Annotated in this window: 10 protein-coding genes and 1 riboswitch; of the genes, 7 read left to right on the plus strand and 3 right to left on the minus strand. The window is 66.4% G+C overall.

Features of this window, described 5'->3' with window-relative positions:
• Window positions 1-131: 131 nt before the first annotated feature.
• Window positions 132-2237 carry a DUF5916 domain-containing protein gene (locus WB794_RS07000; protein ID WP_337335136.1) on the plus strand — a complete coding sequence of 702 codons (2106 nt, stop codon included), beginning with the start codon at window positions 132-134 and terminating at the stop codon, window positions 2235-2237.
• A gap of 152 nt (window positions 2238-2389) precedes the next feature.
• Here the strand turns inward: WB794_RS07000 and WB794_RS07005 are convergent, their stop codons facing one another.
• The 3 genes from WB794_RS07005 to WB794_RS07015 are packed head-to-tail and all read right to left on the minus strand — an operon-like array spanning window position 2390 to window position 10055.
• A complete protein-coding gene (locus WB794_RS07005) occupies window positions 2390-5470 on the minus strand; it encodes an efflux RND transporter permease subunit (RefSeq protein WP_337335137.1) in 3081 nt (1026 codons plus the stop codon).
• Complete coding sequence (locus WB794_RS07010) at window positions 5467-8919, minus strand: efflux RND transporter permease subunit (RefSeq protein ID WP_337335138.1); 3453 nt, start codon at window positions 8917-8919, stop codon at window positions 5467-5469. Before WB794_RS07010 ends, WB794_RS07005 begins: the two co-directional genes overlap by 4 nt.
• On the minus strand, window positions 8919-10055 hold the full coding sequence (locus WB794_RS07015) for an efflux RND transporter periplasmic adaptor subunit (RefSeq protein WP_337335139.1): 1137 nt from the start codon (window positions 10053-10055) through the stop codon (window positions 8919-8921). Before WB794_RS07015 ends, WB794_RS07010 begins: the two co-directional genes overlap by 1 nt.
• 288 nt (window positions 10056-10343) lie before the next feature.
• Between WB794_RS07015 and WB794_RS07020 the strand changes: the two genes are divergently transcribed.
• The 6 genes from WB794_RS07020 to WB794_RS07045 all read left to right on the plus strand — a co-directional run bounded on the left by WB794_RS07020 (window position 10344) and on the right by WB794_RS07045 (window position 14555).
• Window positions 10344-10661, plus strand: coding sequence for a c-type cytochrome (locus WB794_RS07020; protein WP_337335254.1), 318 nt, complete (start codon window positions 10344-10346; stop codon window positions 10659-10661).
• Between the two features lie 10 nt (window positions 10662-10671).
• Entirely contained in the window at window positions 10672-11013 is a 342-nt protein-coding gene (locus WB794_RS07025) for a c-type cytochrome (RefSeq protein WP_337335140.1), read from the plus strand.
• 152 nt (window positions 11014-11165) lie between these two features.
• Entirely contained in the window at window positions 11166-11801 is a 636-nt protein-coding gene (locus WB794_RS07030) for a methylthioribulose 1-phosphate dehydratase (RefSeq protein ID WP_337335141.1), read from the plus strand.
• Entirely contained in the window at window positions 11798-12355 is a 558-nt protein-coding gene (locus tag WB794_RS07035; RefSeq protein ID WP_337335142.1) for a 1,2-dihydroxy-3-keto-5-methylthiopentene dioxygenase, read from the plus strand. Before WB794_RS07030 ends, WB794_RS07035 begins: the two co-directional genes overlap by 4 nt.
• Window positions 12352-13053 (plus strand): acireductone synthase, encoded by a 702-nt coding sequence (mtnC, locus tag WB794_RS07040; protein ID WP_337335143.1) that lies wholly within the window; start codon window positions 12352-12354, stop codon window positions 13051-13053. Before WB794_RS07035 ends, mtnC begins: the two co-directional genes overlap by 4 nt.
• Window positions 13050-14555 carry a C13 family peptidase gene (locus WB794_RS07045; RefSeq protein WP_337335144.1) on the plus strand — a complete coding sequence of 502 codons (1506 nt, stop codon included), beginning with the start codon at window positions 13050-13052 and terminating at the stop codon, window positions 14553-14555. Before mtnC ends, WB794_RS07045 begins: the two co-directional genes overlap by 4 nt.
• A gap of 113 nt (window positions 14556-14668) precedes the next feature.
• Window positions 14669-14768: riboswitch (glycine riboswitch) on the plus strand.
• Window positions 14769-14978 lie beyond the last annotated feature (210 nt).

Raw genomic sequence — 14978 nt, forward strand, 5'->3', positions numbered from 1 at the left:
GTTCATGCGGGTATTGTCGCCGATGTGAGGCTACACGTGGGACGGGGCAAGGGATGGGGACTTGTTCAGAGGTTCCCAAACCGCGTGATCGACCTTTCCATATGCCATGCAGCAAAGGAGCGTCACGCCGCATGAGAACACTTGCATGGATCGCCTGCATTGCCACTGCTTCATCTACATCGGTATCAGCCACACCACCGGAGGCCTGTGCTGATCAGCCGCTTGCGACACTTTCGCTCCGCTATGAAACGAGCCCGGCGTGGGGCGAAGATGTCGGTTCCCGTGGAAAAGCGACCGTCCATCAGACAGGGAAAGGACTGCTGATCTGCGTCGCCGTCGAAGCCGAACAGATCAATGCCAGCCGAGCGCCGCACGACAAGTCAGCGATCGACGATCACGTAACTCTCTATATCCGCCCGCCGCAAGCTCAGTACGCGTATGAGTTCAAGGTCAACGCAGCAGGAGCCACGCGCGATGCGATCGTGTCCAGCACGACCCTCGGCAATAAGAGGTGGACAGGCCGTTGGACCGGCAGTGCAAGGCAGACAACTGCTGGCTACGTGGTTTCGTTCATTGTTCCTTGGAGGACTATCGGCATGAGTGGCTCAGCCGAAGTCGGGCTTCTGGTGGAGCAAGAGACCACTAGTGGCCGGAAAGCACGCTACAGCTCAGCGCCCATAGATACGCGGCTTCCATGCTTCGAATGCCAATTCCCTGCAATCACGGTTGAGGCCTCGCAAGATGAAATGAAAGACAAGGAGGCTGAAGTCCAGTGGCTACCGTACACCATCGGCTTCTCGGAAGAACGATGGGATCCGTTCACAGGCGAGGCCATCAGCGAAACAACAAATTTCGATGTCGGCCTTGATGTTTCTGCGAAATTCAGAGGCGGAAACACAGCGGCATTGACCATCAACCCGGACTTTTCCGACATTGAGTCCGACAGATTCGTATCGTCGATCAACCGTCGTTTCGCAGCGACGTACACCGAGCATCGGCCATTTTTCACACGAGAAGCAGGCGTGTTCCAGGACCCACTTGGCCTTGTCTACACCCGCGCAATCCGAAACCCGAACGTTGGAGTACAGGTTGTGCGACGTACGGCAACGTCATCTCGGGCATTTCTTCTGGCAGATGATGAAACCACGACGTATCGTGAACTCGGCAGCAGCAGCTCATACGAAGTCACAATGCCGACGCGCTCATGGAATCTGGTGTATCGATCCATTGAGTCGCGCGAAGACGGTTCTTCGTGGGGGACATTCGCGACTGCCCGTACAACTGACGGCTACACCAACGTTGTGGCGGCGATGGACGGCCGTTGGACCTCCGGCGCACATAGCTTGATGGGTGAAGTGGTGGGAACGCACTCTGCTGTCAGTCTAGAAGCCCAGAATGCGTCTGCAACGGGCTATGGCGGATTCATTTCCCACCGCTATGCGAAAGGTTCCTACGAATCTGTGACTTCTGCAACTTCATTCAGCGACGAATTTCGACCCGACCTCAGTAGTGGTGTTCGCGTAGGGACACAGGCGACATCACACGCATCGACTTGGACTGTAGTCCAATCACAAGGTCCGCAATACCAGTTCGGCATTTCCTCGGACGGGACATTTGACGGCTCGACCCTACTAGACGGAGAGGTTGGGGTCAGTGCAGGTGCCGGCCTCACAAACGGCATGACGTTAACCGGATCGATTGGCGGTATGACATCGCGAGTCGGCGGCAAGTTACTCGACGGCAAGCTCGCCTTGATCACGGTTGACGGGACGATCGGACCCTATCTTCTCGTTGCCGGAAGCATGGGTATCGGCTCAACCCCTGACTACGATGTTGGTGTAGATGGACGTGCCAAGCAGGCCAGCCTATTGCTTGCGTTGCAGGGTTTCGAAACTGTCGATGCATCCTTCTCGGCAACCCATGATTCACTGCGCTTGCCGGCAGGCGGTGGTTACACGATCAGGACTGTGACATTCAAGGCCGGCTTGCACCCAACTGAGCACCAGCACATCGCACTATTGGTCAACGGAGCGCGGTTTGATGACTATCGAGACCTGACTACACCACGCACTGAACCAGATGATCTCGTGCAGTATCAGTTTCGATATACCTATGAGCCAGCCAGATTCACACGCCTGATCCTGGGAGTTTCCAGCAGCGGCATCAGTGGCTTCGGTATCAATGGTATCGCCATGACAAAACGATTGATATTCTCCAAAATCGTAGTTGCCTTTTGAATCCCATTTCCGCCACAAGGCCTGCACTGAATTTTTCCACCAAGCGATGAAAATAATATCGACAGGCTCTATTGCCTGATCCATTTGAAGAATAGCCCCATCGACCGGGCGCTACTCTGCGACAGCCAGCCTCATCGCACCACCACCTCTCCCTATGCTTCCGTCGCTCGCCCCGCCTTCCGCACCCGCTTCAACACCCGCCGTGTCGCCAGCTGCAAGTCGTCCAAAATGGCGTAGATCGTCGGCAGGAACAGCAGGGTGACCACGGTGGAGAACGCCAGTCCGCCGGCGATGGCGCGCGCCATCGGGTAGTAGGGCGGGCCGCCGCCGGCGATCTGGGTGGTGGAGAGGCTGATCGGCACCATGCCCAGGATCGCGCAGCCCATGGTCATCAGGATCGGCCGCAGGCGATCGCGGCAGCCCTGCACCAGCGCCTCGGTGCGGGGCAAGCCGCCGCGCCGCAGCGTGTTGATGTGCTCCACCATCACGATGCCGTTGTTCACCACCACGCCCATCAGCACCAGGATGCCGATCGAGGCCATGATGGTGAAGGTGGTGCCGGTGAGCGCGAACAGCCAGAACACGCCGAGGATCGAGAACCCGATGCCCGAGAGGATCGCGGCCGGGAACAGCAGCGACTCGAACACCGCCGCCATCACCACATAGATCATCACCAGCGCGATCAGGGTGTTGAACAGCATCTGCTGGCCGGCTTCGTCGTTCTGCCGGAACGCGCCCTCGAAGGTGTAGCCGTAGCCGGCCGGCAGCGTGGTGGCCGCCATCACCGCCGCCATCGCGCGGCGCGCATCCGGCGCGGTGGCACCGGGCGCGAGATCGGCCTTCAGTTCCAGCATGGTCTGTCGATCCACGCGGGTGACCTGGGTGGCGGACGGGCGAAGGTCCGCGTCGATCAGGGTCATCAGCGGGATCTGCTCCCCGGCCGCCGAGCGCAGCATGAAGCCACTCAGGTCGGAGATGCGGGTCTCCTCGGCATCGGCGAAGCGCAGCTGCACCGGAATCTCGCTGCCCTCGCGGCGGAACTCGCGCAGCGGCGTGCCACGCAGCGCGATGCCGACGTAGCTGGCCACCTCCTGGGCGGAAAAACCGTAGCGCGCGGCGCGCTCGCGATCCACGTGGATGGCCAGCTCGCTGTTGCGGTCGCCGGTTTCCACGCGCACGTCGCGCAGTTCGGGGCGCTGCGCCAGCAGCGGCACCAGGGCATCACCCAGTTCGCGCAGGGTTTCCGACGAGTCGCCCACCAGCGCCATCGAGATGCCCTCCTGCGCGCTGCCTCCGCCGCCCTGCCCGCTGTCCTGGAATCCGATCGTGGCGCGCGCCGACTTGGGCAGCCCGCTGCGGATTTCCTCCATGATTTCCTCGGTGCCGCGCACGCCGCTGCCGCTCGAGCGCAGGGTGAGGCGCGTGCCGCCCCAGCCCTGCTCGCTGAACCAGGAATAGACCTGCTCCACCTGCAGCGCATCGCGGTGCCGGCCGACCCAGGCCTCGACCCGATCGATCTCCTGCTGCATCTGTTCCAGGGTGTAGGCACCGCGCCACTGGTAGTTGAGGTTCAGCGTGCGGCCCTGGTCGCTGGCGAACATGTCCACCTTCATGAACTTCATCGGCACCAGGCTCACCGCGACAATCACGAGGATCGCCATCACGCTCCATCCGCGATGCACCAGGCTCCAGCGCAGAAGGTCGGCGTAGCGCTGCCGCATCCTGCCGATGAATCCGCCTTCGTCGGTCGCCGCCGGCGGCGTCTTCATGCGCGCGGCCAGCATCGGTATCAGGCTGATCGCCACCAGCCACGAGGCCAGCAGCGAAACGGTGATGGTGACCGCGATCTGCACCATGAAGATGCTGATCTGGTTGGTTTCGCCGAACAGGTTGGGCACGAACACGATGCAGTGGCACAGGGTTCCGGCCGACAGCGCGATGGCGACGTGGCGGGTGCCGATCACGGCGGCGAGGCGCGGCCTGCCGGGATGCTTCTCGCGCTCCTGGTAGATGCTCTCCACCACCACCACGGCGTTGTCCACCAGCATGCCCACGGCCAGCAGCAGGCCCATCATCGAAAGCACGTTGAGGGTGACGCCGAAGAAGTGCATGAAGCCCAGCGTCATCACGAAACACACCGGGATCGCAAGCGACACCATCAGCGTGGATGGCCAGTGGCGCAGGAAGAAATACAGCACGCCGATGGCCAGCAGCAGGCCGATGATGCCGGCCTCGGTCAGCTCCAGCAGCGATTCGGTGACGTTCTTGCCCTGGTCGTCGAAGGAAATGAAGCGGATGCCGGCGAACTCCGGCTCCTGGGCAATGGCATCCAGCTCGGCCGACGCGGTGCGCGAAACGTCCACGAGGTTGGCATTGCGCTCGCGGTAGATGTCGATGCCCACCGCCGGACGCCCATCGAGCTGGCGGCGGTAGTTCATGCGCGCCGGCTTGAGCTGCACCTTGGCCACGTCGCCGAGACGCAGCCCGCGGGCATTCAGCACCAAATCTCGCAGTTCGGAAAGATCGCGCAGTTCGCCCACCGGCTGCACCCGCAGGCGGCGCGTGCCCTCGTCGATGCTGCCGCCTGATACGGAAAAATTCACCGCCTGCAGCTGGCGCGAAAGATCGTTGAGGCTCAACCCGTGCGCAGTCAGGCGGTCGGGATCGATGGCGATTTCCACCTCGCTGGGCGGCGCGCCGGAGACCTCGACCTTGGCCACCCCGGGAAGCCGCTCCAGCCGGCGCTTGAGACCGCGGTCGATCAGGTCATAGGCCGCGGTCAAGTCGATGGAATCGGACGCCAGGCGAATGCGCAGCACCGGATCATCGGTCGTGGAGAACTTGAAGACGAAATAGCGCTGGAAGTCGTCGGGCAGGTCGGCGCGGATCGCGTCGATGCGGTCGCGCGCCTCGGAAGCGGCGATCGCGATGTCGCGGTCCCAGTCGCTGAACTCCATGAAGATCGAGCCGCCGTCGGCGCGCGCCTGGGCGCGCATGCGCTTGATGCCGGGAAGCGTGGCGAGGGTTTCCTCCACCGGCCGCACCAGGGTGCGCTCCACCTCCTGCGGAGTGGAGCCGGCGTAAGGCAGCGACACCATCAGGAACGGCGCGTTGATCTCGGGGAACTGCTCCAGCGGCAGGCGCACGCTGGCGATCGCGCCGATCACGAGCAGCGAGAGGAAGAACATCACCACCGTCACCGGTCGGCGCAGGCTGGTCTCGACGATGCTCACGCCGGCAGCTCCCCGCCTTCGGCTTCGCCAATGGCCTTGGCGCGCTCGACGTAATGGGCATCGGCGCGGCGATCCAGCAGCGCGTACATCACCGGGATCACGAACAGGGTCAGCAGCGTCGATACCGCCAGTCCACCGATGACCGTGATCGCCATCGGCGCGCGCACCTCCGAACCTTCGCCACCGCCGATCGCCAGCGGCAGGAAGCCGAACAGCGCGGTGATCGTGGTCATGGCGATCGGTCGCAGGCGCGAGACCGCGCCCCCGGCGATGGCCTCGTACTTGGCCACGCCCGCCTCGCGCAGCTGGTTGACCTTGTCGATCATCAGGATCGCGTTCTTCACCACGATGCCCACCAGCAGGATCAGCCCGATGAACACCACCACCGAGAGGCTGTATCCGCTCATCCACAGCGCCAGCACCGCGCCCACCAGCGCCAACGGGATGGTGAAGAGGATAACGAAGGGATGCAGCAGCGACTCGAACTGCGAGGCCATCACCAGATAAACAAGGAAGATCGCGAGGGTGAAGGCGAACAGCAGCGACATCATCGAGTCGTTCAATTCCTCGCCCTGGCCGCCAATGTGCAGGCCGAGGTCGGCACCGATGGGATTGGCCGCCACGATGTCGCGCACTTCCTGCATCGCGCTGCCGAGATCGCCATAGGCCAGGTTGGAGGAAATCACCGCCACCCGCACCTGGTCGGCGTGGTGGATTTCGCTCGGCCCCTGCGTCGCCACGATCTCGGCCACGGCGTCCAGCGTCACCGGACGCGCGCTCTCGGGATTGACGATCAGGCGGTGCAGCGCGTCGACCGAGTTGCGGTCCGACTCGCGCGCGCGCACCAGCACGTCGATCTTGCGGTCGCGGAAGCTGTAGCGCGTGGCCACTTCGCCGCGCACCTTCTTGACCACCACGTCGGCCACCTGGCGCGTGGTCATGCCCAGCGCCGCTGCGCGCTCCTGGTCGAAGCGGATCTGGACTTCCGGGTAGCCGTCGGCCACCGAGGACTTCACGTCCACGAAGCGGTCGGACCGGCGCATCTGCTGCGCCAGCCGGTTGCCCGCGACCCGCAGGGCTTCGAGGTCGTAGCCACGCAGCTCGATCTCCAGCGGGGTGGAAAAGCTGAAGATCTCCGGGCGGCCGAACTTGGCCTCGATGCCGGGATAGCGCTCCAGCGTGCCGCGCAGGCTGTCGGTGAGCCGCGCCTCGGTGCCGCGCGGCACACCGTGCTCCATCACCACGCTGAGCTTGCCGATGTTGTCGCCTGACTCGGTCGGATTGGCGTCCATGCGCGTGCCGGTGCCGCTTACCCCGTACAGCGCGCGGATCCCGTCCTCGCCCCGGTGCGCCACGGACACCGCGCGCACCAGCGCGTCGGTATCGCGCAGCGGGGTGCCGGGCGGCAGCTTCATGGTCAGTTCGAAGCGATCCTGCGCGAGCTGGGGGATGAGATCCACGCCCAGCGTGGGCACCAGGGCCATGGTGCCGGCGAACGCCGCCAGCGCGATTCCCAGCACCAGTCCGGGACGATGCAGCGCGCGCGGCAGCAGTTCGGCGTAGCGCGCCGCGGCGACATCGTAGGGTTTCATCACCACCGCACCAACGCGCAGCAGGACGCCGCCCACCGCGCGCGACAGCAGCCGCGACAGGCGCGAAACGACGTATCCCAGCGCGAAGAACGCCGCGCCGATGGCGCGCCGGATGCCGCGGGAAACCGCTGCCAGCCCGCGCAGCGGGGCCTGGCGCGGCGCCCATTCCTGGCGCGGGGCTTCCTCCGGAAACTGCAGCGGCGCGCGTGATTTCAGCGACGACAGCATCGGAATCAGGGTGAGCGACACGACCAGCGACATCAGGATCGCGATGGACACGGTCAACGCCTGATCGCGGAACAGCTGGCCGGCCACGCCTTCCACGAACACCAGCGGCAGGAACACCGCGACGTTGGTGAGCGTCGAGGCCACCACAGCCATGCCCACCTCGCGCGTGCCTTCCACCGCCGCACGCAGCACACCCAGGCCGCGCTCGCGCGCCTTGGCGATGGATTCGAGCACCACGATGGAATCGTCCACCACCAGGCCCGTGGCCAGCGCCAGGCCGCCGAGCGACATCACGTTGAGCGACAGTCCGAAGCGCCCCATGAAGAAGAACGTGGCGATGATCGACACCGGCAGCGAAAGCGAGATGACGAAGGTGCTCCAGCCATCGCGCAGGAAGAAGAAGATCATCAGCACCGCGAGCAGGCCGCCGATCAGCGCATCCACGCGCACCTCGTGCAGGGCCTGGCGAATGAAGACCGCCTGGTCCTCGATCACGGTCAGCTCGGTGCCCGGCGGCAGCATCTGGCGGGCGGATTTGAGCGCCGCGTGCACCGCATCGGCCACGCTCACGGTGTTGGCGTCGCCTTCCTTGTAGATCGCAAGCTCCACCGCCTCGGTATCGCCCAGACGGATGATGGCCTCGCGCTCCTTGTAACCCTGCTCCACCGTGGCGATGTCGCGCAGGCGGATCGGCAGGCCGCCGCCGGGGGCGCTGGAATCACCCTGCGCGGCGGCATTCGCCGCCGCCGCCGCCGCCGCGGCCTCGGCCGACAGCGCGGCGATGCGCGAGGTCGCCAGCGCCGCTTCCTGCGCGGCTTCGCTGCCGCCGCCGGCGCTGCCGCCGGTGATCAGCAGGTCGCGCATCTGCTCCAGGTTCTCGAACTGGTTGATGGTGCGCACCAGGTAGCGCTGGCTGCCCTCTTCCAGGCGGCCGGCGGAAATGTTGACGTTCTCCTGCGACAGGCGGCTGATGACGGTGTCCAGCGGCAGGCGCAGCTGCGCCAGGCGGCCCTGGTCGATCAGCACCTGCACCTCGTCCTCCAGACCGCCGCCGACCTTGACCGCGGCGACGCCGGCGACCGGCTCCAGGCGCTTCTTGAGTTCGTCGTCGGCATAGCGGCGCAGGCGCATCAGCGCCGCTTCGGAACTTTCCCCCGCGCCATCACCGGTGAGCAGAAGGCGCAGAATCGGCTCGGTCGACGGATTGAAACGCAGCAGCACCGGTGCCTTCACCTCCAGCGGCAGATTCAGCGTTTCCAGCTTGTCGCGCACCTCCAGGCTGGCCTGGTCCATGTCGCTGCCCCAGGCGAACTCCAGCACCACATCGCTTTGCCCGGTGCGCGAGATCGACTTGAGCCGGCGCAAGCCCTTGACCACGCCCACCGCCTCTTCCACCGGCTCGGTGACGAGGGTTTCGATTTCTTGAGGCGCGGCACCGGTGTACTCGGTGCGCACCGTGAGGGTGGGATAGGAGAGGTCCGGCAGCAGGTTGACCTTGAGCTCGGCCAGCGCGATCAGGCCGAACAGGACGACCGTAAGCGTGGCCATCGCCACCGTGACGCGTCGGCGCACCGAAAACGCGGCGAGGCCACCGCCCTGACCCGCCGGCATCGAAGAAGGCGCGTCCATCAATAGCCGGCCGTGTCGGCGTTGCCGGGAAGCTCATCGGGAATCGCGGTCGCGCCGCCGATCACCTCGACCAGGGCACCGTCGCGCAGCGCCACCTTGCCCGTGGTCACCACGGCGTCGCCCTGCGCAAGCCCGCCGCGGATCTCGGCCAGCTCACCGGAGAGATAGCCCAGCTGCACCGGCGTGCGGACGGCCTTGCCATCGACCACCCGATACACCGCCGCCTCGCCATCACCTTCCAGCAGCGCCACACGCGGAACCGTCAGCACGTCCTGGCGCTGGTCGAACACCACCGCGATGCGGCCGAACATGCCGGGCCGCAGGCGCTCGTCCGGCTCGATCGCACACACCACGCGGAAAGTGCCGCTGCCCGCATCCACCACCGGGCTGACGCGATCGATGCGGCCGGCAAATACCTGCCCGGGCAGCGCATCGAGCCGCAGTTCGACCGGCGCTTCGGCGCGCAAGGTGCCGATTTCGCGCTCGGGGACGTTGAGCGTCGCCTCCAGGCGCGAGGTGTCGACAATGCGGAACACCGAGGCGTTGAGCTGGATCAGGTTGCCGACCTTGGCCGATCGCTGCGCGATCACGCCCGAGATCGGGGCCACGATGTCGGTGTAGGACAGCTCCAGCCGGGCCATGTTGTAGACCGCGCGCTGGGTATCCACGTCATAGCGGATCTTCTCGTAAAGATCGGCCGCCACCAGCTTGCGCTCGTACAGCTCCTTCGAACGCGCGAGCTCGGCTTCGAGCTTGCGCAGCAGGGCTTCGGCGCGCTGCACTTCCAGACGCGGGCGCTCGGGGTCGATCTTTGCCAGCACCTGTCCCGCCTTCACCCGATCGCCCTCCTCCACCAGGAGCTGCAGCAGCACGCCCGAGGTCTTGGCCACCACCTGCGCTTCATTGGGTGCCTCCAGCGCGGCGGTGGCGTTGTAGCTGGCGCTGATCGGCTGCAGGCTCGCCGTGGCGATTTCCACGACCACCGCCGCAGGTGCGGCGTCCGGGCCGGCCTTGCCGCCGGCAGCGGAACCGGGCTTGTCCGGCCCGCCGCAGGCGGCCAGCGTCAGGATCAGTGCGGCCAGCGCCAAGCGGCCGACACGCGGCGCGGGGCGGACAGTCGGGGATGAGAGGTTCATGCGAGCTGCTCCAATAGTGTTATAGCTAACTATAACACTAGATTATTCCAGTGTCACGGGTGCCGCAGCATGGGCGAGGTCACCGCGCGGCGCGCGTGTCGCAAGTCACGCCGCCGCGCGCGATTCAGCCGCCGGTGAGCCGCCCGATCGCCGTCCCGCCAGCGTGGGGAATGTCCGGACTATGGCCGCAATCGGCGCGGCGTGCGTATACTTGCCGGCAGCGTGCATCGTGATCGCGTTCAGGTGCCCGTCATCCACCCGTCAGTGCCGGAACCGCCCACCATGCCCATGCTTCGACTTGCCGCCACGCTCGCCCTGTCCCTCGCCACCTTCACCGCCTCCGCCCAGGGAGACGTCGAAGCCGGCAAGGTCAAGGCCTACACCTGCACCGGATGCCACGGCGTCACCGGCTACAAGAACATCTACCCGCACTACAGCGTGCCCAAGATCGGCGGGCAGAACTACGATTATCTGGTCGCCGCGCTGACCGAGTACAAGAACGGCAACCGCGCGCACCCGACGATGGAGGCGCAGGCCGGGAGCTTCACCGACCAGGACATCGCCGATGTCGCCGCCTACCTCGCCAGCCTCGCCACCGCCAAGTAAGGAGCCCCCCATGATCTTTCGAGCGGCCCTGCTGGCCACTACCCTGATCCTTCCCCTTTCCGCCCTCGCCGCCAACACCGGCGACGTCGATGCCGGCAAGGCCAAGTCCGTCATCTGCCAGGCCTGCCACGGTGCCGACGGCAACGGCATCGGCGATCCGCAGTATCCGCTGCTCGCCGGCCAGTTCCCGGACTACCTCGCCAAGGCGCTGCGCGACTACAAGTCCGGCGAGCGCGACAACGCGATCATGAAGGGCTTTGCCAGCACCCTGAGCGATCAGGACATGCTCGACCTCGCCGCCTACTTCGCCGCTCAGCCGACCAAGCTGCGCGACCTGCAGGGCATCCACTGACGCCTTCGTGACCGCGTCACGCGATGCGACACGCCCCACGATCCCGGCCTGCGCCGGGATCGTCGTTTCGGAGCGCCGGACACGGCCTTTGCGCAGCCATCCACCCGCGCGCCGCACCGGTCACGCCCTGTGCATCCGGCTAGAATGAGGCGATGAGCACCGCCACGTTTCCCGACTCCGCCCGCCTGTCGCACTGCATCGACGCGCTGATCCTCCATACCGGGGAACTTGCGCGCCTCGGCCAGACGCCGGCCACCAGCAGCAATTTCTCCATGCGCCTGGACGCCGACCACGCGGTCATCACCGTGTCCGGACGCGACAAGGGCCGGCTGGTGTCGGAAGATTTCATGGTGGTGGATCTCGACGGCCGCGCGGTGGGCAGCGATCACCGCCCGTCGGCGGAGACCGGCCTGCACACCCAGCTCTACCGACGCTTTCCCGACCTCGGCTGCGTGCTGCACACCCACTCGCACAACCAGACCGTGGCTTCGCGGCTGTTCGCCCGGCGCGGCTACCTGCGCCTTGCGGGCTACGAGCTCCTCAAGGCCCTTGCCGGCAATGACACCCACGACACCGCGGTCGAACTGCCGGTGCTGCCCAACAGTCAGGACATTCCGGCGCTGGCCGCGCGGGTCGAGCAACTGCTCGATGCCGGCCCGCACTGGGGCTACCTGATCGAAGGCCACGGGCTGTACGCCTGGGGCCGCGACATGACCGAAGCGCGGCGCCACCTGGACGCCTTCGAATTCCTGCTCGGCTGCGAGCTCCACCTGCAGAGGTTCACATGAGTCGCCTTCGCATCTTTTCCGACACCCGGCCCGCAACCGCGGAACTGGTCACCGAGAACTACTCGCGCATCCAGGCCGAACTGGACGCGCTGGGCGTGCGCTTCGAACGCTGGCCCGCGCCGCATGCGCTTTCCCACGACGCAAGCCAGGAAGATGTCCTGGACGCCTACCGCGCCGAGGTGGACGAACTGGTGAAAGAGTACGGCTTCCGCAGCATCGACGTGGCCCGGGTGACGCCCGATCATCCCGACCGCGCGGCGCTGCGCGGCAAGTTCCTGGAAGAACACTCGCACATGGAGGACGAGGTTCGGTTCTTCGTCTCCGGCTCCGGCCTGTTCTCCCTGCACGTCCGCGGCAAGGTCTACGAGGTGCGGTGCGAGGCCGGCGACCTGATCTCGGTGCCCGATGCCACCCCGCACTGGTTCGACATGGGCCCGGAACCCGACTTCACCGCGATCCGCTTCTTCACCGAGGCGGACGGCTGGGTCGGCCACTTCACCGGCAGCGACATCGCCCGGCGCTTTCCCCGCTACGAACCCGGGCAGGCGGGATGAAGCGCGCCATCCTCACCGACATCGAGGGCACCACGAGCTCGATTTCATTCGTGCGCGAGGTGCTGTTCCCCTACGCACGCGCCGCCCTGCCCGGCTTCGTGCGCGAACGCGGCCACGAACCCGAAGTGCGACGCTGGCTGGATGCCGCTGCCGTTGATGCCGGCAGCGTCTGCCAGGACGCGTTGCTGGCCGAAGTGCTGCAGGGCTGGATCGACGAGGATCGCAAGCACACCGCGCTCAAGGCCCTGCAGGGGCTGATCTGGATCGAGGGCTACCGCTCGGGCGACTACCGCGCCCACATCTATCCCGATTCCGCACCCGCGCTGCGCGCCTGGCATGCCGCCGGGCACGCGCTGCACGTTTACTCCTCCGGCTCGGTGGCGGCACAAAAGCTCTTCTTCGGGCACACCGAGGCGGGCGACCTGCGGGATCTTTTCTCCGGCTGGTTCGATACCGAAACCGGCGGCAAGCGCGAGGCCGCCAGCTACCGTGCCATTGCCCAGGCCATCGGGCGCGCGCCGGACGACATCCTGTTCCTCTCCGACGTGGTGGAAGAGCTCGACGCCGCGCGCGAAGCCGGACTTCGCACCGTGCTGCTGGACCGGCGCGAGGACTATCCGCAGCCGCGCTGCGGCGAAGCGGCGCACGGGCACCGCCGAGTCGAAAGCTTCGCGCAGGTGGATCCCCAGGCCGAATGAGTACGTTGCGCACCCTGCTGCGCGACGGCCTGCGCCTGGCGCTGCTGCGCGCGCCGCGCAAGATCCCGGCGCAGGTCGGAATCGGCCCGGTGCTGCTGCTGGTCGCGCTCGATGCCCTGCTGGGACTTCCACGCGTCTGGTCCTTGATCGAGGCTCCGCGAACCTTTGCCATCAACGGGCTGGCGGGGCCGCTGATCGCCTTGGCGCTGCTGCTCGTGGCCGGTGCCGCCCTCGCCCGACTGGCGCAGCGCCCGACGCTCACCTTCACCGTGGCCGCATGGCTGGCGACGGCGGGGCTGGTTCCGACCCTCGCAGGTGTACTGCCGGTCGCAACATCCTTTGCCAACGAACATCTCGCCGCGCGCTGGGTGATCCATGTGGTCTGGTGGTGCGCCATCGTGCTGCGCCTGGCGTGGTTCCTCGCTCCCGGCATCGGCCGCGCGTTGGCCGGGGCGGCGGCCGCCGCCGCCATCAGCGTGCTGCCCTGGCTGGCGATGGATGTTCCGGAACTGATCGAAACCGACTGGCTCGCCCATTACGAACAGATGGCCGCCCGCGGCGAAGGCGCGGACTACCGCGAGCCAGGCGAACTTTCCGACCCGGAAGCCACCTTCCATGCCCAGACGGCGCTGCTGGAACGCGCCCTGGAGCAGCTCGCGCCGCAGCGCCCCGGCCAGATCGACCTCTACGTCCTGGGCTTCGCCGGTGATGCCAGCGAAGGCGCGTTCCGCAACGAGGTGGATTTTCTTCCCGAACTGGCCGCACACCGCTTCGACGCCGCCGGCCGCAGCCTGCGGCTGGTCAATCATCCAGGCAGCGCCGACGCGGTGCCGCTGGCCACCGCCACCAACCTGGAGCGCGCGCTCCGGGGCATCGGGCAGCGCATGGACGTGGACGAGGACATCCTGTTCCTCTACCTCTCCAGCCACGGCAGCGAAGACCCCGAGCTGTACGTCAACCAGCCGCCGCTGCCGCTGGATCAGCTCGATCCGGCGCGACTGCGCGATGCCCTCGACGCCGCCGGCATCCGCTGGCGCGTCATCGTGATTTCGGCCTGCTACTCGGGCGGCTTCATCGACACCCTGCGCGGTCCGCGCACCCTGGTCATCACCGCCGCACGCGCCGACCGCACCTCGTTCGGCTGCGGCAACAGCGCCAACGCCACCTGGTTCGGACAGGCGTTCCTCGTGGACGGGCTCAACCACACCACCAGCTTCCGGCGCGCCTTCCTGCGCGCCCGCCACCGGATCGCCGAGCGCGAGAAGGCCGAGGAATACGATCCCTCCGAACCCCAATGGGCGGCCGGCGAGGCCATCACCGAACGCCTGGCGCGCTGGCGCGACGCGCTGCCGCCGGGCCGGGCCGTGAGTTTCATCCCCAGCGTGCAGGTGGTCGATGACGACAGCGCCACATCACGTCCTGCGGCGGCTCCACCGCCAGACGGCGACGATGAACCCGCCGACCCTCCCGCCCCCGCCAGCGACGGAAAAGAGGGCGTGTAAATCCACGGCCTGGCGTATGATGCGCGCTGCAGCACGCGGTGGGAGAAGCCGGTTCCACAACCGGCTGCCGAAGGCGCAACGCCCGTAATCGCTCAGGCCCCGTACCTTCGCGTGCACACAACTCTGGAGAGACCGGCCCGCGCCGGCGCCGAAGGGGCAAAGGTGCAGCACCACGCACCCCAAACTCTCAGGCAAAAGGACAGAGGGGCGAGCAGGGATTTCGAGCAGCGAAGCTGCGAGCCTGCGAGCGCCCGGCTGCATGCAAGCAGCCGGGCCGGGCAGGAAACTCGACAGCCAAGCCGCAAGCCTGCAAGCGCCAGTGGGCATGCAAGCCCACTGGCCGGAACGAGCAGGGATTTCGAGCAGCGAAGCTGCGAGCCTGCGAGCCCTCCCACTCCCGTCGCCCACCCTCCGGATACCCAC

It is taken from the genome of Denitratimonas tolerans, from assembly GCF_037203605.1.
GTDB lineage: Bacteria > Pseudomonadota > Gammaproteobacteria > Xanthomonadales > Xanthomonadaceae > Denitratimonas > Denitratimonas tolerans.

What these genes read in the sequence shown, in the direction of transcription:
- WB794_RS07045 (WP_337335144.1), top strand. Translation starts at nt 13,050, where the DNA reads ATGAGTACGTTGCGCACCCTGCTGCGCGACGGCCTGCGCCTGGCGCTG.
- mtnC (WP_337335143.1), top strand. Translation starts at nt 12,352, where the DNA reads ATGAAGCGCGCCATCCTCACCGACATCGAGGGCACCACGAGCTCGATT.
- WB794_RS07010 (WP_337335138.1), bottom strand. Translation starts at nt 8,919, where the DNA reads ATGGACGCGCCTTCTTCGATGCCGGCGGGTCAGGGCGGTGGCCTCGCC.
- WB794_RS07025 (WP_337335140.1), top strand. Translation starts at nt 10,672, where the DNA reads ATGATCTTTCGAGCGGCCCTGCTGGCCACTACCCTGATCCTTCCCCTT.
- WB794_RS07035 (WP_337335142.1), top strand. Translation starts at nt 11,798, where the DNA reads ATGAGTCGCCTTCGCATCTTTTCCGACACCCGGCCCGCAACCGCGGAA.
- WB794_RS07030 (WP_337335141.1), top strand. Translation starts at nt 11,166, where the DNA reads ATGAGCACCGCCACGTTTCCCGACTCCGCCCGCCTGTCGCACTGCATC.
- WB794_RS07020 (WP_337335254.1), top strand. Translation starts at nt 10,344, where the DNA reads ATGCTTCGACTTGCCGCCACGCTCGCCCTGTCCCTCGCCACCTTCACC.
- WB794_RS07015 (WP_337335139.1), bottom strand. Translation starts at nt 10,055, where the DNA reads ATGAACCTCTCATCCCCGACTGTCCGCCCCGCGCCGCGTGTCGGCCGC.
- WB794_RS07000 (WP_337335136.1), top strand. Translation starts at nt 132, where the DNA reads ATGAGAACACTTGCATGGATCGCCTGCATTGCCACTGCTTCATCTACA.